This is a genomic window from Serinicoccus kebangsaanensis, assembly GCF_008919445.1.
In the GTDB taxonomy this organism is placed as follows: domain Bacteria; phylum Actinomycetota; class Actinomycetes; order Actinomycetales; family Dermatophilaceae; genus Ornithinicoccus; species Ornithinicoccus kebangsaanensis.
Map to the genome: position 1 here is coordinate 144,835 of NZ_VSLG01000004.1, position 26,378 is coordinate 171,212.

General features: G+C 72.2%; 20 protein-coding genes and 3 tRNA genes. 11 read left to right on the plus strand and 12 right to left on the minus strand.

What is annotated here, in order from left to right; all coding sequences use genetic code 11:
* Together FXF60_RS06385 and FXF60_RS06390 are read left to right on the plus strand one after the other, a co-directional pair.
* Complete coding sequence (locus FXF60_RS06385) at positions 1 to 954, plus strand: acyl-CoA thioesterase (RefSeq protein WP_151524660.1); 954 nt, start codon at positions 1 to 3, stop codon at positions 952 to 954.
* Between the two features lie 225 nt (positions 955 to 1,179).
* Entirely contained in the window at positions 1,180 to 5,121 is a 3,942-nt protein-coding gene (locus tag FXF60_RS06390) for a cell wall-binding repeat-containing protein (protein WP_151524662.1), read from the plus strand.
* A gap of 186 nt (positions 5,122 to 5,307) precedes the next feature.
* Here the strand turns inward: FXF60_RS06390 and FXF60_RS06395 are convergent, their stop codons facing one another.
* The gene (locus FXF60_RS06395) at positions 5,308 to 7,137 is read right to left on the minus strand and encodes a glycoside hydrolase family 15 protein (RefSeq protein ID WP_151524664.1); all 1,830 of its coding nucleotides are present in this window, start codon (positions 7,135 to 7,137) and stop codon (positions 5,308 to 5,310) included.
* 154 nt (positions 7,138 to 7,291) lie between these two features.
* Between FXF60_RS06395 and FXF60_RS06400 the strand changes: the two genes are divergently transcribed.
* Positions 7,292 to 7,486 carry a hypothetical protein gene (locus tag FXF60_RS06400; RefSeq protein WP_151524666.1) on the plus strand — a complete coding sequence of 65 codons (195 nt, stop codon included), beginning with the start codon at positions 7,292 to 7,294 and terminating at the stop codon, positions 7,484 to 7,486.
* Here FXF60_RS06400 and FXF60_RS06405 read toward each other — a convergent pair.
* From FXF60_RS06405 to tyrA, 6 genes are all read right to left on the minus strand, one after another.
* The gene (locus FXF60_RS06405) at positions 7,478 to 8,410 is read right to left on the minus strand and encodes a pseudouridine synthase (protein ID WP_151524668.1); all 933 of its coding nucleotides are present in this window, start codon (positions 8,408 to 8,410) and stop codon (positions 7,478 to 7,480) included. The two genes, FXF60_RS06400 and FXF60_RS06405, sit on opposite strands and share 9 nt — an antisense overlap.
* Before the next feature lie 31 nt (positions 8,411 to 8,441).
* Entirely contained in the window at positions 8,442 to 10,124 is a 1,683-nt protein-coding gene (gene ettA / locus FXF60_RS06410; protein WP_151524670.1) for an energy-dependent translational throttle protein EttA, read from the minus strand.
* 87 nt (positions 10,125 to 10,211) lie between these two features.
* Positions 10,212 to 10,853: a single-stranded DNA-binding protein gene (locus tag FXF60_RS06415; RefSeq protein WP_151524672.1), complete on the minus strand. Its 642-nt coding sequence runs from the start codon at positions 10,851 to 10,853 to the stop codon at positions 10,212 to 10,214.
* A gap of 143 nt (positions 10,854 to 10,996) precedes the next feature.
* Positions 10,997 to 12,637 (minus strand): YfjP family GTPase, encoded by a 1,641-nt coding sequence (locus tag FXF60_RS06420; protein WP_151524674.1) that lies wholly within the window; start codon positions 12,635 to 12,637, stop codon positions 10,997 to 10,999.
* A complete protein-coding gene (locus FXF60_RS06425; protein WP_151524676.1) occupies positions 12,634 to 14,337 on the minus strand; it encodes a dynamin family protein in 1,704 nt (567 codons plus the stop codon). Before FXF60_RS06425 ends, FXF60_RS06420 begins: the two co-directional genes overlap by 4 nt.
* Positions 14,338 to 14,391: 54 nt before the next feature.
* Positions 14,392 to 15,534, minus strand: coding sequence for a bifunctional chorismate mutase/prephenate dehydrogenase (tyrA, locus tag FXF60_RS06430; protein WP_151524678.1), 1,143 nt, complete (start codon positions 15,532 to 15,534; stop codon positions 14,392 to 14,394).
* 45 nt (positions 15,535 to 15,579) lie between these two features.
* On the opposite strand from tyrA, the gene FXF60_RS06435 reads away from it, so the two are divergent.
* Positions 15,580 to 15,652, plus strand: a tRNA-Arg gene (locus tag FXF60_RS06435).
* A gap of 80 nt (positions 15,653 to 15,732) precedes the next feature.
* Positions 15,733 to 15,963: a hypothetical protein gene (locus FXF60_RS06440; RefSeq protein ID WP_151524680.1), complete on the plus strand. Its 231-nt coding sequence runs from the start codon at positions 15,733 to 15,735 to the stop codon at positions 15,961 to 15,963.
* Between the two features lie 84 nt (positions 15,964 to 16,047).
* Here the strand turns inward: FXF60_RS06440 and FXF60_RS06445 are convergent, their stop codons facing one another.
* Positions 16,048 to 17,259 carry a PrsW family intramembrane metalloprotease gene (locus FXF60_RS06445; protein ID WP_192796632.1) on the minus strand — a complete coding sequence of 404 codons (1,212 nt, stop codon included), beginning with the start codon at positions 17,257 to 17,259 and terminating at the stop codon, positions 16,048 to 16,050.
* Positions 17,260 to 17,301: 42 nt separating this feature from the next.
* Between FXF60_RS06445 and orn the strand changes: the two genes are divergently transcribed.
* The gene (gene orn, locus FXF60_RS06450; protein WP_151524683.1) at positions 17,302 to 17,913 is read left to right on the plus strand and encodes an oligoribonuclease; all 612 of its coding nucleotides are present in this window, start codon (positions 17,302 to 17,304) and stop codon (positions 17,911 to 17,913) included.
* Between the two features lie 46 nt (positions 17,914 to 17,959).
* Here the strand turns inward: orn and FXF60_RS06455 are convergent.
* Positions 17,960 to 18,035 (minus strand) — tRNA-His (locus tag FXF60_RS06455).
* A 79-nt stretch (positions 18,036 to 18,114) separates the two neighbouring features.
* Entirely contained in the window at positions 18,115 to 19,167 is a 1,053-nt protein-coding gene (locus FXF60_RS06460; protein WP_192796633.1) for a YihY/virulence factor BrkB family protein, read from the minus strand.
* Between the two features lie 66 nt (positions 19,168 to 19,233).
* Between FXF60_RS06460 and FXF60_RS16760 the strand changes: the two genes are divergently transcribed.
* Positions 19,234 to 19,902 carry a DUF1801 domain-containing protein gene (locus FXF60_RS16760; RefSeq protein ID WP_151524687.1) on the plus strand — a complete coding sequence of 223 codons (669 nt, stop codon included), beginning with the start codon at positions 19,234 to 19,236 and terminating at the stop codon, positions 19,900 to 19,902.
* A gap of 59 nt (positions 19,903 to 19,961) precedes the next feature.
* Here the strand turns inward: FXF60_RS16760 and FXF60_RS06470 are convergent.
* Together FXF60_RS06470 and FXF60_RS06475 are read right to left on the minus strand one after the other, a co-directional pair.
* Positions 19,962 to 20,037 (minus strand) — tRNA-Lys (locus tag FXF60_RS06470).
* A 164-nt stretch (positions 20,038 to 20,201) separates the two neighbouring features.
* Positions 20,202 to 21,281 carry an NUDIX domain-containing protein gene (locus FXF60_RS06475; protein ID WP_151524689.1) on the minus strand — a complete coding sequence of 360 codons (1,080 nt, stop codon included), beginning with the start codon at positions 21,279 to 21,281 and terminating at the stop codon, positions 20,202 to 20,204.
* A gap of 57 nt (positions 21,282 to 21,338) precedes the next feature.
* On the opposite strand from FXF60_RS06475, the gene tdh reads away from it, so the two are divergent.
* From tdh to FXF60_RS06495, 4 genes are all read left to right on the plus strand, one after another.
* On the plus strand, positions 21,339 to 22,391 hold the full coding sequence (tdh, locus tag FXF60_RS06480) for an L-threonine 3-dehydrogenase (RefSeq protein WP_151524692.1): 1,053 nt from the start codon (positions 21,339 to 21,341) through the stop codon (positions 22,389 to 22,391).
* Positions 22,392 to 22,401: 10 nt separating this feature from the next.
* Positions 22,402 to 23,595 (plus strand): glycine C-acetyltransferase, encoded by a 1,194-nt coding sequence (locus FXF60_RS06485; RefSeq protein WP_151524693.1) that lies wholly within the window; start codon positions 22,402 to 22,404, stop codon positions 23,593 to 23,595.
* A complete protein-coding gene (locus FXF60_RS06490; protein WP_151524695.1) occupies positions 23,595 to 24,134 on the plus strand; it encodes a hypothetical protein in 540 nt (179 codons plus the stop codon). Before FXF60_RS06485 ends, FXF60_RS06490 begins: the two co-directional genes overlap by 1 nt.
* Positions 24,135 to 24,282: 148 nt before the next feature.
* Positions 24,283 to 26,358 (plus strand): heavy metal translocating P-type ATPase, encoded by a 2,076-nt coding sequence (locus FXF60_RS06495; RefSeq protein WP_151524697.1) that lies wholly within the window; start codon positions 24,283 to 24,285, stop codon positions 26,356 to 26,358.
* Positions 26,359 to 26,378 lie beyond the last annotated feature (20 nt).

Here is a 26,378-nt window from a genome sequence, read left to right on the forward strand (position 1 = left end):
GTGACGGACGCATCGCCGGACTACCCGATCGACGACCTGCTCGACGTGCTCGACCTGAGCCGCGAGGGTTCGACCACCATCCGCGTCGCCTCGCCCGAGGGTGTGGGTGAGGACCTGGCCGACTCGCAGGGCGACGTCTTCCTCGGCCGCAGCCAGCCGATGCCGCACGGCCGCGTCTTCGGCGGCCAGGTGCTCGCCCAGTGCCTCGTCGCCGCCGGCCGCACCGTCGAACCGGTGGAGGACGGGACGGACGCCGAGCCGCTGCCCCGGCCCATCCACTCGATGCACGGCTACTTCCTGCGTCCGGGGGACGCGAACCGGCCGCTGCGCTTCCTCGTGGAGCGGATGCGCGACGGACGCAGCTTCAGCGCCCGCCGGGTGCACGCGGTCCAGGACGGGCGCATCCTGATGTCGATCATCATGTCCTTCCAGGAGCGCTCGGACGGGCTCGAGCACCAGATCGGTATGCCCGAGGTCCCCGGCCCCGACGGGCTGCGCTCGGACCGGGAGATCCTGGAGCAGGTGCAGCACCCGGTCGCGCAGGAGACGGCACGCCGCCGACCGGTGGAGCTGCGCCACGTGGAGCCGCTCCTGCTCGGCCCCACCGCGCCCGGGCCGGACGAGCAGTCGGTGTGGCTGCGCATCGCCCGCGACCTGCCCGCGGACCCGCTCCTGCACGCGGCGATCCTGGCCTACGCCTCGGACTACGTGCTCCTGGAGCCGATCCTGCGGCGGCACGGCATCGGGTGGGGCGACCCGCGGCTGCGGCCGGCCAGCCTGGACCACTCGATGTGGTTCCACCGCCCGGCGCGGGTCGACGAGTGGGTGCTCTACACGCAGTCCTCCCCCTCGGCGAGCAGCGGACGCGGGCTGGGCCTCGGGCACATGTTCGCGTCCGACGGGACGCTCCTGGCCACGGTCGGCCAGGAGGGGATGGTGCGGCTCAAGTCCTGAGGCGGGGCGCCCCGGACGTCGGCGGGAGGACCTGCGGCAGGACGTCCTGACGTGGTGAGATTGGATAACGATTAGGTCACGGCGGCATCCTCAGGGAGCCCGACCGGTGGACACCCTCGGCCGGTGCGGCGATACTTCGAAGGTCTCCCTGGGACCACGCGGCGCCTCGAAGGTGAGGTGCCGTCCAGCGGCGACGTCCCCGACGTTCCAACCAAAGGACAGACTGTGCACCAGACACCTGCACGCCGGAGGACGCGCCTGCTGGCGCTCGTCGGCGCGGGGTCGCTCGTCGCACCGCTGGCCCTGGTCGTGCCCAACGCATGGGCGGCACCAGAGCTGACGGTCAACGAGGACGGCTCCTACATCGTGATGCTCGCGGAGGACTCCCTCGCCGCCTACGACGGCGGCGTGGACGGGATCCCTGCGACCAAGCCGTCCGAGGGCGCCAAGCTGGACTCCACCTCTGCCGCGGCGGAGGAGTACACCTCCTACCTCGAGCGGCAGCAGAACTCGGTCCTCGGCTCCGTGGACCTGGACCGGGCCGACACGACCTACACCTACACCACCGCCTTCAACGGCTTCTCCGCCGAGCTGACCGGCAACCAGGTGTCCGCGCTCCGCAAGAACCCTGCGGTGGCGGCCGTCTGGGAGAACGAGATCCGCTACGCCGACACCGTCTCGACCCCCGACTACCTCGGTATGCGCGGTGAGGGCGGCGTCTGGGACACGCAGTTCGGCGGCGACGCGAACGCCGGCACCGGCATGGTCGTCGGCATCATCGACTCCGGGTTCTGGCCGGAGAACCCGAGCTTCGCCGACCTCCCGGGCAACCCGGCTCCTCCGGCCACCTGGAACGGTGAGTGCGTGGCGGGCAACGAGGCCGACCCGGCCGACAACGTCAGCTGCAACAGCAAGGTCATCGGCGCCCGGTACTACGCCGAGGGCAACGACATCTCCTACGACTTCGACTCTCCCCGGGACACCAACGGGCACGGCAGCCACGTCGGCGGCACCTCCGCCGGCAACGTCGACGTCCAGATGAGCGTCTTCGGGACCGACATGGGCAGCGGCAGCGGCATGGCGCCCGCGGCCCACCTGGCGTTCTACAAGGCGCTGTGGGAGACCGAGGACGGGGGCGGGTCCGGCACCAGCGACGGCCTCGTCGCCGCGATCGACGACGCCGTCGCCGACGGTGTCGACGTCATCAACTACTCCGTCTCCGGTTCCTCGCAGTACGTCGTGACCGCTGACGAGCTGGCCTTCCTGGACGCCGCGAACGCCGGCGTCTTCGTCTCCGCGTCCGCCGGCAACTCCGGCGACACCGTGGGCGCGGGCTCGGTGGCGCACAACTCCCCCTGGGTGATGACGGTCGCCGCGTCGACGCACGACCGGAACACCACCAAGTACGTCGACGTCGGCGGGTCGGACGTCGTGGACCGGATCTACGGCACCGACCGCTACGGCACCGCCGCGCAGGTCGCGCTGGCCTACCCCGAGGGCGTCGAGACGGTCTACATCGCGACCGGCGACCAGTTCGCCGACGCGCTGTCCGGTGGCGCCGCCGCGTCGCAGGGCCTGGTCCCGACCCAGGGACTGGAGCAGCCGGCCATCACCCCAGACGGGGAACCGGCTCCGGTGCTCCTCACCCGGGTGAACAGCCTGCCCTCGGCGACCGCTGAGGCGCTGGAGGCGATCGACCCCGCCAACATCGTCATCGTGGGTGGTGAGGCCGCGGTGTCCGAGGACGTCGAGGAGGCCCTGGCCCCCTACGGCGAGGTGACCCGCATCTCGGGTCCCACGCGCTACGAGACCGCGGCGCTGATCGCCGAGCAGTACGGCGAGGTGGACCACGTCTACGTCGCCAGCGGCGAGGACTTCCCCGACGCGCTCTCCGGATCGGCTCTCGCCGGCAGCGAGGGTGTGCCGGTGCTGCTGACCCGTCCCGACCGGGTGCTGGACACCGTGTCCGAGGCCCTGTCCACGATGGGTGACCCCGAGGTCCACATCCTCGGTGGCTCCGCCGCGGTGAGCCAGGAGGTCTTCGAGGAGCTCGGGGCCACCTCCCGCCTGTCCGGGCCCACCCGGTACGAGACCTCGGTGGCCATCGCCGAGCAGTTCGGCTACAGCGGGGAGAACCCGGCACCCCTGGTGCACGTCGCCACGGGTGAGGACTACCCGGACGCGCTGGCCGCCTCCGCGCTCGCGGGCTACCAGCAGGTCCCGGTCATGCTCAGCGAGCCCGACGGGGTGCCCGAGGCAGTCCTCGAGACGATCGTCGGCGTCGAGCCCGGGATGGCCTTCATCCTGGGGGGTGAGGCCGCGCTGAACGAGGATGTCGAGGGCCAGCTGGAGGACAGCCTCAACGTCGAGGGCGACCGCTACGACGGGGTCGGTGTCGGCGAGGCCGTCGGTCCGGCGCCGCTGATCGACTCCGAGGACATCCCGGCCGCCGGGGTGGACGCCGCCGACGCGCTGCTCTGCCTGCCGGACTCGCTCGACCCGGCCGCCGCGGCCGACCACATCGTCATCTGCACCCGCGGCACGAACGCCCGGGTGGAGAAGAGCGCGACCGTGGCCGACGCCGGTGGGATCGGCATGATCCTGGCCAATGTCACCGACGACGAGTCGCTCAACGCCGACTTCCACTCGGTGCCCTCGATCCACGTCAACGGCACCGCGGGCGACGCGATCAAGGCCTACGAGTCCTCGGACCCGGCGCCGGTCGCCTCGATCTCGGCGTCCGGTGAGGGCGGCGAGATCGTGGTCCCGGAGATGGCGGGCTTCAGCTCCTACGGCCCGGCGATCGCCGGTGGCGGGGACCTGCTCAAGCCGGACATCACCGCCCCGGGTGTGGATGTCATCGCGGCGGTCTCCCCGGCCGGTTACGCGGGCGACACGACCGACTTCGACAGCTACTCCGGCACGTCGATGTCCGCGCCGCACATCGCCGGCCTGGCCGCGCTGATGATGCAGGACAACCCCGAGTGGGGTCCGATGGCGGTCAAGTCGTCCATGATGACCACGGCCGACCCGACCAACAGCGAGGGCGAGCTCATCACCTACGGCGGTGCGCCGGCCAGCCCGTTGCACTACGGGTCGGGTGAGGTGGAGCCGGCCACGGCGTACGACACGCCGCTGGTCTACGACTCCGACATCGTCGACTGGTATGCCTACGCCTGCGCGATCGGGCAGCTCCAGCTGGTCGGCGGAGGCCCGATCTGCGACCAGGTCGGCACGACCGACCCGAGCGACCTGAACTACCCGAGCATCGCCATCGGTGACCTGGGTGGCACGCAGACGGTGACCCGCACGGTCACCGACGCGACCGGGGCCGGTGGCACCTTCACCGCCGAGGTCGAGGCTCCTCCGGGTCTGGACGTCGTGGTGGAGCCGTCGACCATCACGGTCCCGTCGGGCGGCGAGGCGACCTACACGGTCACCTTCACGACCGAGGACGCGCCGCTGAACGAGTGGACCTTCGGTGCGCTCACCTGGACCGGTGCCGGTGCAGCGGTGCGCAGCCCGCTCGCCATCCAGCCGGTCGCCATCGGTGCCCCCGACGAGATCGTGGTCGAGGGCGCGGAGGGCTCGGAGTCCATGGAGGTCACGCCGGGCTTCACCGGCAACCTCAGCTCGCTCCCCCACGGCCTCGTGCCGGCGGACTCGACCGACGTCGAGGTCACCTCGGACGGTCCGAGTGGTGGCGCGGGCATCGCGGACCTGATCGTGCCGATCACCGTGCCCGAGGGCACGACGGCAGTGAGGGTCGAGGTCTGGGAGGACGAGTGGACCCCCACTCCGCTGGACCTGGACCTCTACCTCGCTGACGGTGCCGGCAACGTGCTCGAGCAGAGTGCCGCCGGTGGCTCCGACGAGGCGGTCACGGTCACGGCGCCCGAGCCGGGCGACTACCTGGTGGCGATCGACTACTGGGACGGCGCGGCAGGTGCCACGGCCTCGGGGCCGCTGAACGTCTACATGCCGTCCGCGGACGAGGGCAACCTCACCGTCACCCCGTCGCCGACCCCGGTGACCGCGGGTGTCCCGCTGACGCTCACGGCGACCTGGTCGGGTCTGGAGGCCGCCACGCGCTACCTCGGTGCCATCGGCTACAGCGACGGCACGGAGGAGCTCGACTACACCCTGGTCACGGTCCAGACCCCGTGACCCACGGATCGCCCCGGGCCTGCGCCCGGGGCGATCGACCGACGGGCCCGTCCCTCCTCACCAGGAGGGGCGGGCCCGCCGCCGTTCCGCCCCCTTCTCCGACCGGCCGCACGCTTTGCGTCGACCGACCGCACGCTTTGCGTCGACCGACCGCACGGTCTGCGTCGACCGGCCGCACGGTATGCCTCAGCCCGAGTCTCCCCGCACCTGCGCGATCGCGTCCGCCGCCCGCACCAGCCCGAGGTGGCTGAACGCCTGGGGGTAGTTGCCCAGCATCTGACCGGATGCGGGGTCGTACTCCTCGGCCAGCAGGTCGAGCGGGGCACCGGCGTCCACGCAGGCGTGCATCAGTCGTTCTGCGTCCTGCACCCGGCCGGTGCGGGCATACTGCTCCACCAACCAGAAGGTGCAGATGAGGAACGGCGCCTCGGCACCCTCGAGCCCGTCCATGTTGCCCCGCTCGTCCATGCGGTAGCGGTGCAGGAAGCCGTGGTCGTCGACGAGCTCCTCCTCCAGCCGACGGACGGTCGCCAGCATCCGCGGGTCGTCGTGGTCGCAGAAGCCGGTGTGCGGGATCTGCAGCAGCGAGGCGTCCACCTCGCCGGCGTCGTAGGTCTGGCGGAAGGCGCCGTCCGGCCCCACGCCGCGCTCCTCGATCTCGGTCCGCAACCGGTCGCGCAGCTCCCGCCAGCGGTCGACGTCGCCGGACAGGTCGTGCTCCTCCACGGCGCGGACCCCCTGGTCGAAGGCGGCCCACGCCATGACCCGACCGTGGGTGAAGAAGTGGGTGTCCCCGCGCATCTCCCAGATGCCGTGGCCCGGCTCGTCCAGCCGGTCGGCCTGGGTGCTGAGCAGGAGCTTCTGGATCCCCCAGGTGTAGTCATCCTCGTCGATCCCGGCGTGGCGCAGGTCGGCCAGGGCGAGCATGACCTCGCCGACGACGTCGGTCTGGTACTGCGACGCGGCGCCGTTGCCGATCCGCACCGGCCGGGAGTCGGCATACCCCCGCAGGTGCGGCAGCTCGCGCTCGGTCAGGTCACGCTCCCCGGCGAGGCCGTACATGATGCGCACCTGGTTCGCGTGGCCGGCGATCGCGCGCAGCAACCAGTCGCGCCACGCCTTCGCCCCTCCGTCGAGCCCGTGCAGCACCATCGCCTGCAGCGTCAGCGCGGAGTCCCGCAGCCAGGTGTAGCGGTAGTCCCAGTTGCGCTCCCCGCCCGGATCCTCGGGCAGCGAGGTCGTGGCCGCGGCCACGATGCCACCGGTGTCGATGTGGGTGAGCGCCCGGAGCACGGTGAGCGAGCGGGTCACCTGCCGCGCCCACGGTCCGGTCGCGTGGATCTGCCCGCTCCAGCGCCGCCAGTCCGCGACGGTCTCCTCGAGCACCGCCGGCACGTCGATCGGGCTCGGCAGCGGCTTCCACGACGCCTGCCCGGTGAGCACCCAGGCCAGCTCCTCGCCCGCGGTGAGGGTATGCCGACCGCGGTGGGCGTCGTCCTCGGGCACGGGCTCGGGCAGCGGCCCGTGCAGGATCAGCCGGGAGGGGCCACCCACGGCGGTGAGCACCTCCACCGACTCGCCGTCGTGCGTGACCGTGGTCCGGTGCACCCAGGGCCGCAGCGTGGCGTACTCGAAGCGCATGATCAGCTCGTGCTCGATCTCGACCCGTCCCTCGGTGCAGCGCACCAGTCGCACCATGTCGGACCGGCCGTCCGAGTGCGGCATGAAGGTGAGGATCTCGGCGCGGCCCTCGGGGCCCCGCCAGGTGGTGCGGAACACGAAGGTGCCCTCGACGTAGTCGCGTGACTCGACCTCGCCGCCGGTCACCCGCACCAGCCAGCGACCGTCCTGCTCCGTGCCGAGCAGCGAGGCGAAGACCGACGGCGAGTCGAACCGGGGCAGGCACAGCCAGTCCACGCTGCCCTCGGGCGAGACGAGCGCCGCCGTCCGCATGTCGCCGACCACGGCGTAGTCGCCGATGGGTACGTCCTCGCCCGGGTCCTGCGCCGCAGTCATACCGAGAGTCTGGCAGCCGGCGACCCGGGCGCGGCGCCCACCCCACCGGCCGACGGCGTCCACCTGGGGCACAGGTGGACGGTGCACCATGGAGCCAGGGACGTGCCCCCGTGGCGGGGCCGTCCACCCGTGACGAGCGAGAGGACCGGCGGCGATGTGGTGGAGCGACCTGCTGTGGGGCATGTGGAACGGACTGACCGCGTGGGTGGTGCTGATCGCACACATCTTCGGGGCCTGGGAGCAGTTCCCCTTCTACGACGCCGACCGCGCCGGCAACTGGTACGACCTCGGCTTCCTGATCGGCGCCGGCTCCCCGCTGCTGGGGATGCTCCGGGCGCGGTCAGGCTGAGCCCACGGCGCCGGAGATCGGTAGCGTCCGCCGGGAGGTGAAGGTGCGCGGCTCGCCACTGACCGGGTCCACGAAGTCGACCCGGGCGGCGAGCAGCTGCATCGGCGTCGTGAAGTCGCCCGGCGAGACGGGCAGCACGCGCGGGTAGAGCGGGTCTCCCTGGATCGGGATGCCGAGGCCGGCCAGGTGCACCCGGAGCTGGTGGGTGCGGCCGGTCGAGGGGACCAGCCGGTAGCGGCCCGCGGTGCCGCTGCTCCCGAGCCGTTCCACCCGGGTGACGGCGTTGGGCTCACCAGGGACGGCCCGCGCCTGCAGCTCCCCGCGCTTCTTCACGATGCGGTTGCGCACGGTGACCGGCAGGTCGAGGTCGGCCTGAGCGGGAGCGAGCGCCTCGTAGACCTTGGCCACGCCGCCGTCCTGGACCAGTCGCTGGTAGGCCGAGCGGGCCTCGCGCCGGGTGGTCAGGAGCAGCACCCCGCTGGTCAGCCGGTCCAGCCGGTGCACGGGCGCCAGCTCGGGCAGGTCCAGCTCGCGCCGCAGCCGCACGAGCACGGTCTCGGCCACGTGCCCGCCTCGTGGCGTCGTGGCCAGGAAGGGCGGCTTGTCGACCACGAGCAGCCCGGTCCGGTCGTCGCGTGCGATGACCTCGACGGCGAAGGGGACCTCGTGCTCGGGCGGGAGGTCGCGGTAGAGATGGACGACGCCGCCCGGGCGGTATGCGGTGGCCGCCGCCACCGGTGTCCGGTCGGGCAGGAGGACCTCTCCCAAGGCGATGCGCGCGTCGACACCGTCCGGGTCGCCGGTCCTGGCGACCAGGAAGTCACGGACCGTCGACCAGCTGCCGTCCACCGGCATCCGGACGCGGGCCGCCCCCAGCCCGTCACGCGGGGGCAACGGGGGCTGGGGGCGGGAACGGCGCGGCACGTCGGGCTGCTCGCCGAGGTCCTCGGTCCCCTCAGTCGCGGGTCAGCTTGCGGTAGGTGACGCGGTGCGGGCGGGCGGCATCGGCTCCCAGCCGCTCCACCTTGTTCTCCTCGTAGGCCTCGAAGTTGCCCTCGAACCAGTACCAGCTGGCCGGGTCGGCGTCGGTCCCCTCGTAGGCCAGGATGTGCGTCGCGACGCGGTCCAGGAACCAGCGGTCGTGGCTGATGACGACCGCGCAGCCGGGGAAGTTGAGCAGGGCGTTCTCGAGGCTGCCGAGGGTCTCGACGTCGAGGTCGTTGGTCGGCTCGTCGAGGAGGAGCAGGTTGCCGCCCTCCTTGAGCGTCAGCGCGAGGTTGAGACGGTTGCGCTCACCGCCCGAGAGCACCCCGGCCTTCTTCTGCTGGTCCGGGCCCTTGAAGCCGAACTGGCTGACGTAGGCCCGGCTGGGGATCTCCACCTGTCCGACCTGGATGAAGTCGAGCCCGTCGGAGACCACCTCCCACAGCGACTTCTCCGCGTCGATGCCGCCACGCGACTGGTCGACGTAGGAGATCTCCACCGTGTCGCCGACCTTGACGTCGCCGGCGTCCGGCTCCTCCAGTCCCACGATCGTCTTGAACAGCGTCGTCTTGCCGACACCGTTCGGGCCGATGACGCCCACGATCCCGTTGCGGGGCAGCGTGAACGACAACCCGTCGATGAGGGTCCGGTCGCCGAAGCCCTTCTTCAGGTCCTTGACCTCGATGACCTGGCTCCCCAGGCGGGGGCCCGGCGGGATCTGGATCTCCTCGAAGTCGAGCTTGCGGGTGCGCTCGGCCTCGGCGGCCATCTCCTCGTAGCGGGCCAGGCGTGCCTTGTTCTTCGTCTGCTTGGCCTTGGGGTTGGACCGGACCCACTCCAGCTCGTTCTCCAGGCGCTTGGCGAGCTTGGCGTCCTTCTTGCCCTGGACCGCCAGCCGCTCACGCTTCTTCTCCAGGTAGGTGGAGTAGTTGCCCTCGTAGGGGTAGAGCCGGCCACGGTCGACCTCGGCGATCCACTGCGCCACGTTGTCCAGGAAGTACCGGTCGTGGGTGACGGCCAGGACGGCGCCGGGGTAGGACGCGAGGTGCTGCTCCAGCCACTGCACCGACTCCGCGTCGAGGTGGTTGGTCGGCTCGTCGAGGAGCAGCAGGTCCGGCTTGGAGAGCAGCAGCTTGCACAGCGCGACGCGGCGGCGCTCACCGCCGGACAGGACCGTGACGTCGCTGTCCCCCGGCGGGCAGCGCAGGGCGTCCATCGCCTGGTCGAGCTGGGCGTCCAGGTCCCACGCGTCGGCGTGGTCGATGTCCTCCTGGAGCTTGCCCATCTCCTCCAGCAGCGCCTCGTAGTCGGCGTCCGGGGAGGACATCTCCTCCGAGATCTCGTTGAACCGGTCGACCTTGCGCTTGATCTCGCCGAGCCCCTCCTCGACGTTGCCGAGCACCGTCTTGTCCTCGTTGAGCGGCGGCTCCTGCTCCAGGATCCCGACGGAGTAGCCGGGCGTCAGCCGGGCCTCGCCGTTGGAGGGCTGGTCCATGCCGGCCATGATCTTGAGGATCGTCGACTTGCCCGCGCCGTTGGGACCCACGACACCGATCTTGGCGCCCGGGTAGAAGGACATGGTCACGTCGTCGAGGATCACCTTGTCGCCGTGCGCCTTGCGGGCACGCGTCATGGTGTAGATGAATTCGGCCATGACGTCAGGGTATAAGGGCGGGCGCGTCGGTCACGAATCCGTTTCGCGGCCGTCGCCGGGCCGTGACGGGCCCGCCCCCGGCCCCGCTCAGGCGCTCCGGGCCAGCACCCCGTCGGCCTGCTCGTCGTCCTGGACGACGCCGTCCGCGTCCGCGTCGATGTCGCCGTGCGTGGACTGCTGTGCTGCCGCCTCGTCGGGAGCGAGCTCCTCGGTGGCGACCTGCCCGCCGGTGCCACCACCGGTGTCACCGCCCACACCGCCCACACCGCCCGCGGCGCGCTGGTCGGCCGCCCCGACCAGCCCACCGCTGAGCGCGCTCGGGGGTGTGGGGTCGTGCCCGTCGATGCGCTCGCCGTCGTAGCCCACCCAGCCCTTGCTGAACCGGCTGACCCCGCGAGAGACGTCGTGACCGATGCTGTCGACGTCGACGACGGCCGTGGTGCCGGCCGCCGAGTCGGTCTTCCAGTCGCGCAACGACAGCCGCCCGTGGGCGATGACCGGGTCGCCCTTGCGGAAGCTGGCGAGGGCCGTGGCCCCGGTGTTGCGGAAGCACAGCAGATCGACATACATCGTGTCCGACGTGATCCACGAGTCCTGGGCCGCGTCGAAGCGACGCCGGTTCACCGCGATCGGCACCACCGCGAAGGGCTTGCCGCTCGTGCTGCTGGTCTTGCGCTCCGGGTCACGGGTCAGGTTGCCGGACACGGTGATCGTGGGTTCGTTCATCATGGTGCGTTCCCCTCCTGGACGTCTGGCTCCCACCGGCCGGTGGGGCGTGAGACCAGGATCGGCCGGACCCTCCGGCGGCGCCAGGCGCGGACCCGGATCTGTGGACGGCGCCGGTGCGGCGGCCGGGGATGTGGACGGCCGGGTCAGGCTGCGGCCTGCTCCAGCAGGGTGCGCGTCGTGTCGTGGCGGTCCAGGACGGTCATGACCGGCTTGCGGACGTGGCGGTAGGACACCTCGTCGATGGCGTCGTCCAGCACCTGCTGGACGTGCCGGCGCCGGCGGCCGGCCCCGACGCCCGCCGCGATCCGGGCCAGCGCGGCCAGCAGCAGCCCGGCGAGGACGCCGCCCACGAGGAGGGCGAGCGGGATCGGCACCGGCCCCCAGAAGGGCGCGTCCACCGGCAGCTGCAGCCAGCCGAGGACCACCAGGACCACCAGCCACCCGAGCCCGACCACCGCGGTCGCCGCGAAGAGCAGCTGCAGCACACCCAGGACCGACCACCAGAACGGCGTGCGGGTCCGCAACGGCACGCCCACGACGGCCTGGTCCAACGCGTCGGAGAGGGTGTCCTCCTGCGGGCTGGCAGCCTCCAGCACCGCGTCGGCCCACCGACCGGGCAGCGGGCCGCCGACCTTCTCCCCCAGCTGACGGGTCGCCAGCTGCACGTTGGCGCGCGCGGCGGGTGTGGGGCTGGGCAGGGACGACCGGCCGAGCACCGCACGCACGTCCGACGGCGCGATGCCGGCCGGGCCCGGCGAGTCGTCGCCCAGCCGGAGCCGGCGCAGCGGGTCGGGCCGCAGCCCGGACACCCAGCGGGTGAACGGCCACCCGGTGCGCGCCATGGCCCGGCGGCGGTAGTCGCGATCGACGGCGTCGAGCACCACCGGCACCCCGGAGGCGACGCTCAGCGCCTGGTGCAGCCGCTGGTCCGCCTCCTGCCCGAGCTCCGGGGTCTGCTCGGCCACGCCGAGCTCGCGCACCTGCTCGGCGCTGGTCCGCAGGTCGGCGACGAGCCGGGCCTCCGCGGCGTTGCGGGCACCGACCACGGCCCCGATGCGGTCGCGCAGCGTGTCGATCCCCTGCTGGAGACGGGCCGAGGTGGTGATGACCTCGTGGTCCCCCGCCCCGTCGGACTGCACCAGCCGCCGCAGGTCGGCGGCGACCTGCTCGACCCCGCCCTCCTCGCGGATCCGGTCCACCTGGTTGAGCACGACCAGCATGACCGCGTCGTGGTGCCGCAACGGACGCAGGTAGTCGTCGTGCAGCCGGGCGTCGGCATACTTCTGCGGGTCGGCGACCCACACGAAGACGTCTGCGCGCTCGAGGATCCGGTCGGCCTCGACCCGGTGCCGCAGCTCGCGGGAGTCGACGTCCGGCAGGTCCACCAGCACCAGGCCGTCCAGCCCGGCGTTGTCCTCGGTCATGGCGACGTGGTGCCGGTTCGTGATCCCGAGCCAGTCCAGCAGCTCGGAGGCGTCCTCCTCCCCCCAGATCGCCGCTCCCGCCTCGGCGGTCGTCGGCCTCCGGGGGCTGATCGTCGACACGTCCTCACCGGTCAGCGCGTTGAACAGGCTGGACTTCCCCGACCCGGTCGCCCCGGCGAGCGCCACCACGGTGCGTCCGCCCGCGATGGCCCACCGCTCGCCGACCCGGCCGAGCACCTGCCGGGCCGCGTCCACCGAGCCCGCCTCCAGCTCGGGTCCGCCGACGTCCAGCGCCCGGGCCAGGTGCTCCGAGCGCTCGACGACGGTCTGCTCGGGGGCGGCCTTGCGCCTGCCGATCATCGGGCCTCCTCGACGTCGGCAGCGGCCGACTCCAGCTCGCGGAGGGGGCCGTCGGACACGGGGACCGCCTCCGCCAGCACCTGCTCGAACCGGGCCTGCTCCTCGCCGTAGAGGGCCTGCACCTTGGCGATCAGGTCCTCCCGGGCCCGGGCCGCCATCTTGCGCACCGCCTCGTCGCCGAAGACCGCCTCCAGCAGCCGCTGGGCGAGCACGGCCGAGCCGGCACCCACGGCGACCTCGGCCCCGGTGGGGATGAAGGCGGTGGCGCTGAAGACCACGACCATCAGCAGCACCCCGAGCCCGTTGACCCCGAAGGCGAGGTAGCGGGCCGTCGCCCGCCGCGACCCGGCCTCCTCCTGGACCATCTCCAGGATGTCCCGCTGCCAGTCGCGGATCAGCCGCTCCACCTTCTCCGTGAAGTCGGGCGTGGCCTTGCTCAGCCGTGGGTGCTCCTCGACCAGCCGCCGGCCACCGGGCGCCTGCTTCCAGGCCCGCGCGGCGGTGCTGGCGGCGACCTGCCCGTGCGAGGTGATGAGCGCGGCGGCGCCGGTCTGCAGCGCCTCGCCCAGCGGCTCGGACGACAGCTCCTTGCCGGTGAAGAAGGAGGTCAGCCGGTCGCGCACCCGCCCGACGCCTGCCTCGATCGAGCGGAAGAACTCACCGGTCCCCACCAGCTCGTGCCAGCGGGCGAGCACCTCCCCGCGCAGCAGCGACCCGTCCTGGACCCCGTCACCGACCGACTCCAGCGCGTCCCGGTATGCCTGCTCCGGCCCCTCGTGCAGCACCTCCAGCGCCTCCACCTGGCCCCGACCTGCCGCGGCGAGCGCAGCCGCGCGGGCGTCCAGCGACCCGAGCGTGCCGGCGAGCGTGCGTCGGATCACCACCGACCGGGCGCGCGAGTCGCTCGCCAGCGAGTGCAGCCACCCGCGCAGCCGCTCGCTGCTGCGCCCGGGGATCAGACCGTCCTCGAGGTCGACGTCCGGCACGGTGAAGATCGGGGACTGGCCCAGCCCCTGCTCGCGCAGCATGGTGGCGAGGTGCACCCGCACCTGCTCCATCGCCTCCGGCGGCACCCGGTTGAGCACGATCGCGACCGACGTCCCCCGCTCGCTGGCCTCTCGCAGCAGGTCCCACGGGACGGCGTCGGCATACCGCGCCGCCGTGGTGACGAAGAGCCACAGGTCGGCGGCCGACAGCAGCTGCTTGGACAGCTGCCGGTTGGCCTGCACGACCGAGTCGATGTCCGGGGCGTCCAGCAGGGCGAGGCCGGCGGGCAGCGCCGCGGAGGCCACGAGCCGCACCGCGCCCGGGTCCTCGACCTCGGCCGCGTCGCCCGCCACGCGCGCCAGCCCGGGAAGGACCCGGGTGTCGGTGAACCAGCGGGCGTCGTCCGGGTGGTGGACCAGCACCGAGGCGCGCGTCGTCGGGCGCAGGACGCCGGCCCGGCTGACCTCCTCGCCCACCACCGAGTTGACGAGGGTCGACTTGCCCGCTCCGGTGGACCCGCCCACGACCGCCAGCAGCGGGGCGTCCAGGGACCGCAGCCGCGGCAGCACGTAGTCGTCGAGCTGCTGCTCCAGCTCGCGCCGTGCGGTGCGCGCCTGGTCCACACCCTCCAGGTCGAGCGGGAGCCCGACGCCACCGGCGCTGGCCCGCAGCCTCTCGACGGCTGCGAGCAGCACGGTGGGGTCGTTGGTCACGGCCCCTAGTGTGTCCCCCCGCCCGCCGTCCTCCAAGACGAACCGCCGGACCGCCTACGTGCGGGAGGCGTCGGCGTGCGCCAGGAGCGCCTTGGACTCGGCGAGGAAGCGCTCGGCATGGTCGCCGAACCACTCCTCGACCTCGCCGAACTGGCGCACGAAGGCCGCCCGGTCCCCCGCCCGGAGCAGCTCGATCGCCCGGGCGTAGCGCTCGTGGTAGCGCTCGATCAGCTGCAACGCGTCCGAGGACCCGGTGATGATGTCGAAGTAGAGCTCCGCGTCCTGGGCGAAGAGCCGGCCGACCATGATCAGCTCCAGCCGGTAGATCGGCGAGGACAGCGCCAGCAGGGTGTCCAGGTCGCGGTCCTCGTGCGCCAGGTGCCAGCCGTAGGCGAAGCTCGAGAAGTGGCGCAGCGCCTGGATCAGCCCCATCGCGTGGTCGTGCTCGTCGGCGTCGACATGGTGCACCTTGGCTCCCCAGAGCCGGATCTGCTCCAGCAACCAGGTGCTGGCCTGCGGGTCGCGGCCGGGCACGGCGGCGACCACCTGCTTGGCGAAGCTGTCGACGTCGGGACCGAACATGGGGTGCAGGCCCAGGACCGGCCCCGGGTGCCGCTCCAGCATCGCGGCCATGACGGCCCGCTTGGTGGAGGTGAGGTCGACGAGCAGGCAGTCCTCCGGCAGGTCGGGCAGCGCACGCACGGTCGCCACCGTGTCGTGGATGGGCACCGACACGAGCACCATCCCGGCGCCGGAGACCGCCTGCTCCACCTGCTCCGGCGCGTCCCCGCGCTCGACGACGCGCACGTCATACCCGGAGAGGGCGAACATCCTCCCGAACATCTGGCCCATCCGCCCGGCGCCACCCACGACCACCACCGGGCCGAGGTCCGGCGCCTGGCGGGTGAAACCCATGTTCTTCTCGTGGGTGTATGCCTCGCGCATGCAGCGGCGCAGGACGTCCTCCACGAGGTCCGGCGGCAGGCCCCGCTCGGCGGCCCGCTCGCGCTTGGTGGCGATCATCGCCCGCTCCCGCGCAGGGTCGTAGATCGGCAGGCCGAGCCTGCCCTTGACCTCGCCCACCTGCGACACCAGCTCGAGCCGACGCGCCAGCAGCTCCATCACCTGGGAGTCCACGTCGTCGATCTGGTCCCGCAGCGGCGCCAGCGCCTCCTGCGCCCCCGATGGTGTGGTCATGGCGACCGATCCTAGAGGAGCCACCACCTAGACTGAGCGCCCACGGCCCCCGTAGCTCAATGGATAGAGCATCGGCCTTCTAATCCGGTGGTTGCAGGTTCGAGTCCTGCCGGGGGCGCGCGGTGGTGGCATCCGCCTCCCGACCCGCTGGTGCACGTCCAGGTCGCCCTGGCCGACGTCATCGGCGAGTCTGGTGCCATGAGCAAGCACAGCCTCACCATCACCCTGGACGCCGACATCACCGACCAGGACGCCCTGGTCGAGGCGGTCGAGCAGGACACCCCCGAGGACTCCCTGTCCCCCCACGACATCCGCGAGGAGGAGCGCGCGGCCTCCAGCCTGGTGGCCGGGGTCTCCAAGGCGCTCAAGGACCTCTCGGTGCCCGGCGTCGAGATCAGCCAGCCCAAGGTCGAGGCTCGGGACGCCTGAGCCTTCCCCCACGCTCGTGCCTCTCCTCGTGGCGCGGGCGTGCCTCTGGCGACGCCTGTGTCCCACGGTGAGGCACAGGCGTGCTCAGGCCTGGGGGACGAAGACCCGCCGGTGGGCGGTGACGGCGTCCAGGATGCGCCGCTCGCGCGCCTGCCAGTGGGCGTCCGGGCCACCGGAGATGAGGTGCTTGCGGACCATCGCCAGCTCCCCGCTCTCGTCCTGGAAGGCCTGCATCGCCCGCTCGGCCTCCTTGCCGCCCACCCCGTCGGCCCACTTCCGGGCGCGGCGGCGCTCGCCGGGGCTGGCCAGCATGGCGACCTCCGCCGGGGTGTACCACCCGGCCATGCCGTAGGTCGTCAGCACGTCGCGCAGGATGCGGGACTCCCGGTTGCGCGCCCACCGCATCATCAGCAGGAAGCCGATGAAGAGCGGCAGCTGCACCAGCCCGAAGAGGTAGAGGTAGTACTCCGACGCGGCCACCGCGCTGTAGTTGAACAGGGCGTGCAGGAAGACCGCGCAGGCGAATCCCACCAGCACCACCCAGGCCGAGCCGGCCCGTCGGCGGTGGGCGACCAGCCCCAGCGCCAGCCCGGTGCAGACCGTGAACATCGGGTGGGCGAACGGGCTGACCAGGCAGCGCATGATGAAGATGCCGACGAGCCCGAGGGGTCCCGCGTCGAGGTACATCTGGCCCAGGTAGATGATGTTCTCCACGAACGCGAAGCCGGCGGCGACGATGCCGGCATACACGATCCCGTCGGTGACACCGTTGAACTCGCGGCGGGCCAGCCAGAAGATCAGCAGCACACCGAGGCCCTTGAAGAACTCCTCGGTGACCGGTGCCACCACGACCGCACCCACCACGAGCGGGTCGGCGTGCCGCCCGGCGAAGAAGGCGACGCCGAGCTCGTTGAGGACCAGCGCGCCGAGGGTCGAGATGAGCGCCCCCCAGAGGAACGCGAACCACAGCAGGCGGGCCGGCTCGGCCTCCAGCCGGTCCACCCAGATGAACAACGGGATGACGATGCCCAGCGCCAGCGAGGCGCTCACCATGCCGAGGATGGCGGCCTGGAGCCCGACCGCGCTGGTGACGACGAGTGTCATGAGCAGCGCCGCGAGGCCGAAGGCGGTCACCGCGACGCTCCACAGCACGATGCGCCGGATCGCCGGCCGACGGGTCGCGTTCGGGGGCGGCTGGGTCTGCGGCGCCTGGAAGGACATGACCTGGTGCCAGTCGGTGCCGGTGCCGCCGCTGGTGCCGACAGGTGAGCTCTGCGGCGTCGGCTGGTTGACCATGGGCCAGAGGGTACCCGCAGGCCAGCGCATACCCTGGGTCGTGTGAGTGGTGAACGCATCGTCTGGATCGACTGCGAGATGACCGGCCTCGACACCGTGGCCGACGCACTCGTGGAGGTGGCCTGCCTGGTCACCGACTCCGAGCTGAACGTCCTCGGGGACGGGGTGGACGTCGTGATCAGACCACCGGCGGAGGCGGTGAAGCAGATGGGGGACTTCGTCCGGGCCATGCACACCGAGTCGGGGCTGCTGCCGCTGCTGGAGCAGGGGATCGCCCTGGAGGAGGCGCAGCGACTGGTGCTGGACTACGTCCGGCAGCACGTGCCCGAGCCGCGCAAGGCGCCGCTCGGCGGCAACACCGTGAGCACCGACCGGGCGTTCCTCGCCCGGGACATGCCCGACCTCGACGCGCACCTGCACTACCGGATCGTGGACGTCTCCTCGATCAAGGAGCTGGCCAAGCGGTGGTACCCCCGCGCCTACTACATGGCCCCCGCCAAGACCGGCGGCCACCGCGCCCTGGGCGACATCCGGGACAGCATCGCCGAGCTGCGGTACTACCGCGAGGCGCTCTTCCGCGAGCCGCCGGGGCTCGACTCGACCACGCTGAAGCAGATCGCCGCCAGGCATACCGACCCCCCGGAGCAGCCCTGACCGCATGACGAAGGCCCCGGCACGGGGTGCCGGGGCCTTGGCCTGCTGGGGTGAGCGACGGGGTTTGAACCCGCGACCCTCGCGACCACAACGCGATGCTCTACCTGCTGAGCTACGCCCACCATGCTGCTGCGGATGGCTCCGAGCAACGCCGTCCATCGTAGCGCGTCCGACCCTCTGGCCCGAAACGCCTCGGTGCGGTCAGTGCCGCGAGGGCTCACGCCCCTCGAGCCCGGTCTCCTCGCCCGCCGCCTCCAGGTCGGCAGCCGCCTGCATGCGCGTCTCGCGTGCCTCGCGCACCACCTCGGCCTGCTTGGCCTCCTTCTTGTGCGTGCCCTCGACGTCCCGCGGGGGCAGCAGGATCTCCTCCTCGGCGGCCATGCCTGCGGCCAGCTCGCGACCCCGCTCGATCTCGGCGTCCAGCTCCGCGCCGAGCACCAGCGCGGTGTTGATGAGCCACACCATGAGCAGGAGGATGATCACACCACCGAGGGCGCCGTAGGTCGCGTTGTAGCTGCCGGCGTTCATCGCGTAGAGGAAGAACCCCGCGCCGGCGAGGATCGAGACCAGCACCCCGAGGATCGCGCCCGGGGAGAGCCAGCGGAACGTCGCCCGCACGTTGGGCGTGCCCCAGTAGAGCAGCCCCACGATGGTCATGAGGATGACGAGGATCACCGGCCACTTGGCGATGTTCCACACCAGGGTCGCCGTCCCGGACAGGCCCACCGCTCCGAAGATCGCCTCGGACAGGGTGCCGGAGAGCGTCACCGACAGCACGATCGTCATGAGCAGCAGCATCACCAGGACCGTGAGGGCCAGCAGCCAGGGGCGCAGCTTCCAGACCGGGCGGCCCTCGTCGATGGCGTAGACGGTGTTCATCATCCGGCTGAAGGCGTTGACGTAGTTCGACGCGGACCACAGCGAGCCGAGCAGACCGATGACGAGCAGGACGCCCGCGCCGCCCGCGCCGCTCATGCTGGAGAGGTAGTCCTGGACCGTCGCGATGGTGGAGTCACGCATGCCCAGGTCGCTGCCGAGGTCCGAGATGGCCTGGTTGGTCGCGTCGCCCTGGCCGATGAAGCTGAGCGAGGTCGAGATCGCCAGGATCATCGGGAAGATCGACATCATCGAGTAGTAGGTCAGCGCCGCCGCGAGGTCGGTCCCCTTGTCACCGGTGAACTCGGCCAGCGTGCGCTTGCCCACGACCTTCCAGTCGGTCCTCGTGGCGCTGCGTCCTGCGTCGTCGTCACTCACGCCCGCCAGTCTGGCACGCGACCGCGAGTCAGGCAGGGTGTCGGCGCACCCCTCTACGATCAGCGCATGGGTATGACGATCGCGCAGACTCCCGGCCTGTCCCGTCCGATGCGGGACGCATTGGCGCTGGCCGGCTTCACCACGCTGGCGGACCTGGACGGGCAGCCGCGCACGGCGATCCTCGGTCTGCACGGCGTGGGGAAGGTCGGGCTGACGCGCCTGGAGGGGGCGATGGCCGCCGAGGGGTTCTCGCTCGAGGCGGGCCACGCCGTCTGGAGCGCCACCGACCGCGGCGAGCAGCCGTTGGCGGGCAGCGGCCCTGGCACCGGTGCGCGCCGGGCCGAGGTGAGGACGACGCCGACCGGGGAGTCCCCGCGGGAGTGGATCGAGTCGCTCCCCTGGCCCCGGCGGGTCGAGCAGGGGCTGGTGCTGCTCGACCTCTTCGAGGACGTGACCGGAGCGCCGGCGCGCATGTGGGGGCCGTCGATGGTCGGCTTCGGCGAGGCGCACTACCAGTACGCCACCGGCCGCGAGGGTGACACCGCCCGTGTGGGGTTCTCCCCGCGCGAGGGCGCGATCACGCTCTACGGCCTGCAGTCCTACGGCTCGAACGAGCAGCTCGTCGACGCGCTCGGGAAGACCAGGCTCGGCAAGGGCTGCATCTACGTCAACCAGCTCGAGGACATCGACACCGCGGCGTTGCGCCGGCTGGTCGCCTCCGCCTGGGCCAGCTGAGGGCATACCCCCCGGCACGCGAAGAGCGCCCCGGCGAGGTGCCGGGACGCTCTTGGTGGTGGTGCGCCCACAGGGACTCGAACCCCGAACCCGCTGATTAAGAGTCAGCTGCTCTGCCAATTGAGCTATAGGCGCGCAACAGCGCAGAACTTTACCACCGGGCCGGGCCAGCGACGAAATCGGCGCAGCAGCTGAGACGCGCGTGGCCCCTGCCCGTTTTCGACCTCTCGAATCGTCGCCATGGCAACGTTTCGAGAGGTCGAAATCCGGCAGTCAGGGGATGGAGGGGCTGGAGCGGTTCACGGGACGGACGCTCGAGAGGACGGCACCGGGGTGGTGTCGACCACCAGGTCGGCCCGGCCCCGCGTCCCGTCGGCGGCGAACAGCTCGGCCTCCTGCACCGCCCAACGCTCCCAGTGCGGCCGGAAGGCCTCGCCGTCCCGCGCGATGCCCCGTCGCATCCGCAGCTCGTCCTCCGCCTCCACCCAGACCCGCACCGCCGCGTGCGTGGCGGCCGGCCCGACGCTGGAGCCGCAGCCCTCCACCACGAGGACCCCGCCGGGGCCGACCTCGACGGGCACCGGCTCCGGCGCCCAGTCGTCGGCGTGCCAGTCCCAGCGCCGGTATGCCGCCGCCTCGCCCCGGGAGAGCGGCTCCAGCACCTGCTCGGTCAGGAGTCCTGAGGCCCGGGCCAGCCCGTCCCAGCCGGGGAAGAGGTCGTCCATCTGGACCAGCGTCCCGCCGAGGTCGCGCGCGATCGCCCTGGCCAGCACCGTCTTCCCGGACCCGCTCGGGCCGTCCACCGCCACCACCGTCACCCCGGCAGGCGCGGCCCCACGCAGGGCCGCATCGCCGCGCCGCTCGTCCAGCAGCGCCCGCACCCGCGTCACGACCGACTCGTCCACCGGACCGGACGTCACCGAGGCGGCCGGCAGACCCGGCCCGCCGGCCGCCCGCCAGGCGGCGTCGACGATGCCGGCGCACGGCAGGTCGGCCAGCTCGGTCAGGGGCACCCAGCGCACGTCGTCGCTGCTGCCGTCCACCTCGACGCTCAGCTCGCCACCGACGACCTCGCCGGTGAAGACGATGCGCACCGCCTGGTAGGTCAGGTCCGAGCCGGGGTGGTGGTCGTCCAGCCCGCTCCACGCGTCGGTGGTCAGGACCCCGGTGAGGCGCACGGCATACCCGCTCTCCTCGTGCACCTCGCGGATCGCCGTCTGCTCCGGGCTCTCGCCGAGCTCCATCCCTCCCCCGACGAGCGTCCAGGACGGCCGCGCCACCCGACCGTCCGGCAGGGTGAGCCCGCGCCACCGGCTGAGCAGCACCGCCCCGTCCCGCTCGACCCAGGCATAGCACGCCACCCTCGTCCGCACGTCCACCGCGCCACCCTAGTGGCGATGGGGCGGCGATGTGACCGATGCGTCAAGATGGAGCCCATGCGTGCCTTGATCAAGCCCGGTGCCGGGCCGGGCCTGGAGCTCACCGACGTCCCCGAGCCGACACCGGGCCCGGGAGAGGTCAAGGTCCGGGTGCTGCGGGCCGGGCTCTGCGGCACCGACCTGCACATCGAGTCCTGGGACGACTGGGCCGCGAGCATGCTGGAACCGCCGCTGGTCGTCGGGCACGAGTTCTACGGCGAGATCGTGGAGCTGGGCGCCGGGGTGCCGACGGACGACCGCTACGGGCTCAAGGTCGGCCAGCGCTGCTCGGTCGAGGGCCACGTGGTGTGCGGCACCTGCCGCAACTGTCGCGCCGGCCGGCGGCACATGTGCGTGCGCACCTCGAACCTCGGGGTGAACCGGGACGGCTGCTTCGCCGACTTCGTCGTCGTGCCGCACCCCAACGTGTGGGTGCAGCCCGAGCTGATCGACCCCGACCTCGGCGCCGTCTTCGACCCGCTCGGCAACGCCGTGCATACCGCCCTGTCGTTCCCGCTGGAGGGCGAGGACGTCCTCATCACCGGCGCCGGGCCGATCGGTGTGATGGCGGCGGCGATCGCACGGCACGCCGGCGCGAGGTATGTCGTGGTCACCGACGTGTCCGACTCCCGGCTGGAGCTGGCCCGCAGCGTGGGTGCCGACCTCGGCGTCAACGTCGCCCACGAGCGGATCGCCGCCGCGCAGGAGCAGCTCGGGATGGACGAGGGCTTCGACCTGGTGCTGGAGATGTCCGGCAACCCGCAGGCGATGGCCGAGCTCATCGACAACTGCACCCACGGCGCCCGGGTGGCGATGCTGGGGCTGCCCGCCGAGCCCTACGCCATCGACTGGGGCAAGGTGATCTCGCACATGATCACGCTCAAGGGGATCTACGGCCGGGAGATGTACGAGACGTGGTACAAGATGACCGCCATGCTGCAGACCTCCGAGCTGCTGCGCGACCGGGTGCGCTCGGTCATCACCGACCGCTTCCCCGCGGAGCAGTGGGAGGCCGCCTTCGCCGCCGCGCGCTCGGGCGAGGGTGGCAAGGTCATCATGGACTGGAGCTGAAGGAGACCTGATGTATGCAGACGTGAAGGACCAGCTGACCGCCGAGCTGGCGCAGATCGAGGCCGACGGGCTGACCAAGACCGAGCGGCAGATCACCACGCCTCAGTCGGCGCACATCGGCACGACCCAGGGCGAGGCGCTGAACTTCTGTGCCAACAACTACCTCGGGCTCGCCGACCACCCCGATGTCGTCGCGGCGGCCCGGAAGGCGCTGGACGACTGGGGCTTCGGTATGGCCTCGGTCCGGTTCATCTGCGGCACCCAGACCCAGCACCGCGACCTGGAGCGGGCGATCGCCGACTTCACCGGGATGGAGGACTCGATCCTGTTCCCCTCCTGCTTCGACGCCAACGGCGGGATCTTCGAGGTGATCTGCGGCAGGGAGGACGCGATCATCTCCGACCAGCTGAACCACGCCTCCATCATCGACGGGGTGCGGCTGTCCAAGGCGCAGCGCTACCGCTACGCCAACCGCGACATGGACGACCTGCGCACCCAGCTCGTCGCCGCGCGCGACGCGGGCGCCCGCCGGGTGCTCGTCGTCACCGACGGCGCCTTCTCGATGGACGGCTACCTGGCGCCGCTGGAGCAGATCTGCGACCTGGCCGAGGAGTTCGGGGCGATGGTGATGGTGGACGACAGCCACGCCACCGGCTTCGTCGGCGAGGGCGGCCGCGGCTCGCACGAGGCCTGCGGCGTCACCGACCGCGTGGACATCATGACCGGCACGCTGGGCAAGGCGCTCGGTGGCGGCAGCGGGGGGTATGTCGCAGCGCACTCCGAGATCGTCGACCTGCTCAAGCAGCGGGCGCGGCCCTACCTCTTCTCCAACGCCGTGGCCCCGTCCGTCGTCGCCGGATCGCTCAAGGCGCTGGAGATCGCCCGAGACAGCGACGAGCCGCGCGCCCAGCTGCGCCGCAACGCCGAGCTCTTCCGGACGCTGATGACCGAGGCCGGCTTCGAGCTGCTACCCGGCGAGCACGCGATCGTGCCGGTGATGTTCCCCGGCGACGACGGGGCCCGGGAGGCCAGCCAGATCGCCGACGCGATGCTCGAGCGCGGTGTCTACGTCATCGCGTTCTCCTACCCCGTCGTGCCGAAGGGGCAGGCCCGGATCCGGGTGCAGCTGTCCGCCTCGCACTCCGAGGACGACGTGCGCGCCTGCGTGGACGCCTTCGTGGCTGCGCGCGACGCCGTGGGCTGATGGCCGCCCACCGGGCACGAGGCACACCCGGGATACCGGAGCCGGCGCCCGGCCAGCGGGACGAGCACGCTGCGCTCGAGGCTCTCCGCAAGGGCACGGCCCCGATGTGGCGGTCGCTGGTCCCGATGTGGCTGATCCTGGTCCCCCTCATGACCCTCATGTCCGTGTGGATCCTCCAGGACAGGTGGAGCACGGCCTTGCTGTACGGGCTGCTCTACGGCAGCTTCTTCGTGCTCATGTGGGGTTGGGCCGAGGGCCGCCGACGCGGGACCCGACTCTCCGCGCGGGACGCCACCGAGGTCGAACGCGGTGTGGTCACCGCGGTGCAGGAGGGCTGGGTCACCGTCCGCGGCGCACAGCACGAGTTGACCTGGCGGGTCGACACGACCGGCGGCCTCGGCACCGGCGAACTCGTGTATGCCGCCCCGCGCCTTGCCCCGGGGGAGCACATCGTGCTGATCCGGGCCAGCAGGTCGCGCGCTGCCTTCGCCGACGTGATCGGCGCCCGCTCCGACGCTGAGCTGGTCGACCCCGACTGAGGGGCGTCGAGCACCTGGGCAAGGTTCTGCACCGGGGGCACGGTTCTCGACGCTGCATCCGGTGCGCAACCTTGCCCAGGTCGGGCTGCCAGGGGCACGGCGTCGGACGGTGGTTGGCAGATACCCCCTAGGGGTATATACTCGAGGTATGCAGCAGGCGCAGCACACGCACGAGCAGGACGAGCACGAGGACCGCCAGCCCTCGGGGCACGAGGGCCACGCGGGGCACGGTGGGCACGGCGACCACGTGGCGCAGTTCCGGCGGCTGTTCTGGGTCATGCTCGCGCTGGCGGTGCCGACGGTGCTGGCGAGCCAGGCCTTCGCCCACCTCATCGGCTACCACCTGCCCGACGCGGCCTGGGTGACGTGGGTCTCCCCGCTGCTCGGCACGGTGATGTATGCCTGGGGCGGGCGCCCCTTCCTCACCGGCGCCGTCTCCGAGATCCGGTCCCGCGCGCCCGGGATGATGCTGCTGATCGGCATGGCGATCACGGTCGCCTTCGTCGCCTCGTGGGGCGCGACACTCGGCCTGCTCGACGCCAGCCTGGACTTCTGGTGGGAGCTGGCGCTGCTCGTCGTCATCATGCTCCTCGGACACTGGATCGAGATGCGCTCGCTCGCGGCCACCAGCTCGGCCCTGGACAGCCTGGCGGCGCTCCTGCCGGACGAGGCGGAGCGGGTCGAGGGTGAGGGCACGGTGACCGTCTCCCCCGCGGACCTCCGGGTCGGCGACGTCGTCGTGGTCCGCCCGGGCGCGTCGGTGCCGGCCGACGGCCGGATCGTCGACGGCTCCGCCAGCATGGACGAGTCGATGGTGACCGGCGAGTCCACGCCGGTGCGGCGCGAGGCCGGCGACGACGTCGTCGCCGGCACCGTGGCCACGGACTCCGGGCTCCGGGTCGAGGTCACCGCCACCGGCGAGGAGACCACGCTGGCCGGCATCCAGCGCCTCGTCTCCGACGCCCAGTCCTCCTCGACCCGGACCCAGCGGCTCGCCGACCGCGCCGCCGGCTGGCTGTTCTGGTTCGCGCTGTCGGCGGCCGTCGTCACGGCGGTGGTCTGGTCCGCGCTCGGGATGCCCGACTCGGCCGTGGTGCGTGCGATCACGGTGCTCGTCATCGCCTGCCCGCACGCGCTCGGGCTCGCGATCCCCCTCGTGGTCTCGATCGCCACCGAGCGCGCCGCCAGGGCGGGCGTGCTCGTCACCGACCGGCTGGCGCTGGAGGCGATGCGCACCGTCGACACCGTGCTCTTCGACAAGACCGGCACGCTCACCGAGGGAGAGCCCACCGTGACCGCGGTCCAGCCGACGGACGGGCAGAACGAGGACGAGGTGCTCCGGCTCGCGTCCGCGGCCGAGTCGGACAGCGAGCACCCCCTGGCCCGCGCGATCGTGCGGGCCGCGCGTGAGCGGGACGTGCAGGTGCCCCGGGCCGACGACTTCTCCTCCTCCCCGGCCGTCGGCGTCCGCGCCACCGTGGAGGGGGCGACGGTGCAGGTGGGCGGCCCCTACCTGCTGGAGCAGGAGGCTCTCTCCGAGCTCCCCGTGGCCGACGACTGGCGGCAGCAGGGGGCCATCATCCTCCACGTCCTGCGCGAGGGAGAGGTGATCGGCGCGCTCAGGCTGGCCGACGGCATACGCCCCGAGTCGCGGGAGGCGGTGGACGCCCTGCACGCGGCCGACGTGCAGGTGGTCATGATCACCGGGGACGCCCAGGCGGTCGCCGAGTCCGTGGCCGCCGAGCTCGGCATCGACCGCGTCTTCGCGGGCGTGCGCCCCGAGGACAAGTCGGCCAGGGTGGCCGAGCTGCAGGCCGAGGGCCGCGCCGTGGCGATGGTCGGTGACGGCGTGAACGACGCCCCGGCCCTGGCCCAGGCGGACGTCGGACTGGCGATCGGCGCCGGCACCGACGTCGCGATCGGGTCGGCCGGGGTCGTGCTGGCCAGCTCCGACCCCCGCTCGGTGCTGTCGGTGACCGAGCTGTCCCGCGCGAGCTACCGGAAGATGACGCAGAACCTGTGGTGGGCGGCGGGCTACAACCTGCTGTCCGTGCCCCTCGCCGCCGGTGTCCTGGCACCGGTCGGCTTCGTCCTGCCGATGAGCGTGGGGGCGATCCTCATGTCCGCCTCCACGGTCGTGGTCGCGCTCAACGCCCAGCTGCTGCGCCGCCTCGATCTCGCGCCGGAGGCGGTCACCCGGCAGGCGACCAGCGGGCGCGGCTGACGCACGACGGCCCGCCGGGC

Excerpts from the sequence above, each read along its gene's own strand:
- FXF60_RS06395 (WP_151524664.1), bottom strand. The coding sequence starts at position 7,137 with ATGACTGCGGCGCAGGACCCGGGCGAGGACGTACCCATCGGCGACTAC.
- FXF60_RS06400 (WP_151524666.1), top strand. The coding sequence starts at position 7,292 with ATGTGGTGGAGCGACCTGCTGTGGGGCATGTGGAACGGACTGACCGCG.
- ettA (WP_151524670.1), bottom strand. The coding sequence starts at position 10,124 with ATGGCCGAATTCATCTACACCATGACGCGTGCCCGCAAGGCGCACGGC.
- FXF60_RS06415 (WP_151524672.1), bottom strand. The coding sequence starts at position 10,853 with ATGATGAACGAACCCACGATCACCGTGTCCGGCAACCTGACCCGTGAC.
- FXF60_RS06420 (WP_151524674.1), bottom strand. The coding sequence starts at position 12,637 with ATGATCGGCAGGCGCAAGGCCGCCCCCGAGCAGACCGTCGTCGAGCGC.
- tyrA (WP_151524678.1), bottom strand. The coding sequence starts at position 15,534 with ATGACCACACCATCGGGGGCGCAGGAGGCGCTGGCGCCGCTGCGGGAC.
- FXF60_RS06440 (WP_151524680.1), top strand. The coding sequence starts at position 15,733 with ATGAGCAAGCACAGCCTCACCATCACCCTGGACGCCGACATCACCGAC.
- FXF60_RS06445 (WP_192796632.1), bottom strand. The coding sequence starts at position 17,259 with ATGGTCAACCAGCCGACGCCGCAGAGCTCACCTGTCGGCACCAGCGGC.
- FXF60_RS16760 (WP_151524687.1), top strand. The coding sequence starts at position 19,234 with ATGGGTATGACGATCGCGCAGACTCCCGGCCTGTCCCGTCCGATGCGG.
- tdh (WP_151524692.1), top strand. The coding sequence starts at position 21,339 with ATGCGTGCCTTGATCAAGCCCGGTGCCGGGCCGGGCCTGGAGCTCACC.
- FXF60_RS06485 (WP_151524693.1), top strand. The coding sequence starts at position 22,402 with ATGTATGCAGACGTGAAGGACCAGCTGACCGCCGAGCTGGCGCAGATC.
- FXF60_RS06490 (WP_151524695.1), top strand. The coding sequence starts at position 23,595 with ATGGCCGCCCACCGGGCACGAGGCACACCCGGGATACCGGAGCCGGCG.
- FXF60_RS06495 (WP_151524697.1), top strand. The coding sequence starts at position 24,283 with ATGCAGCAGGCGCAGCACACGCACGAGCAGGACGAGCACGAGGACCGC.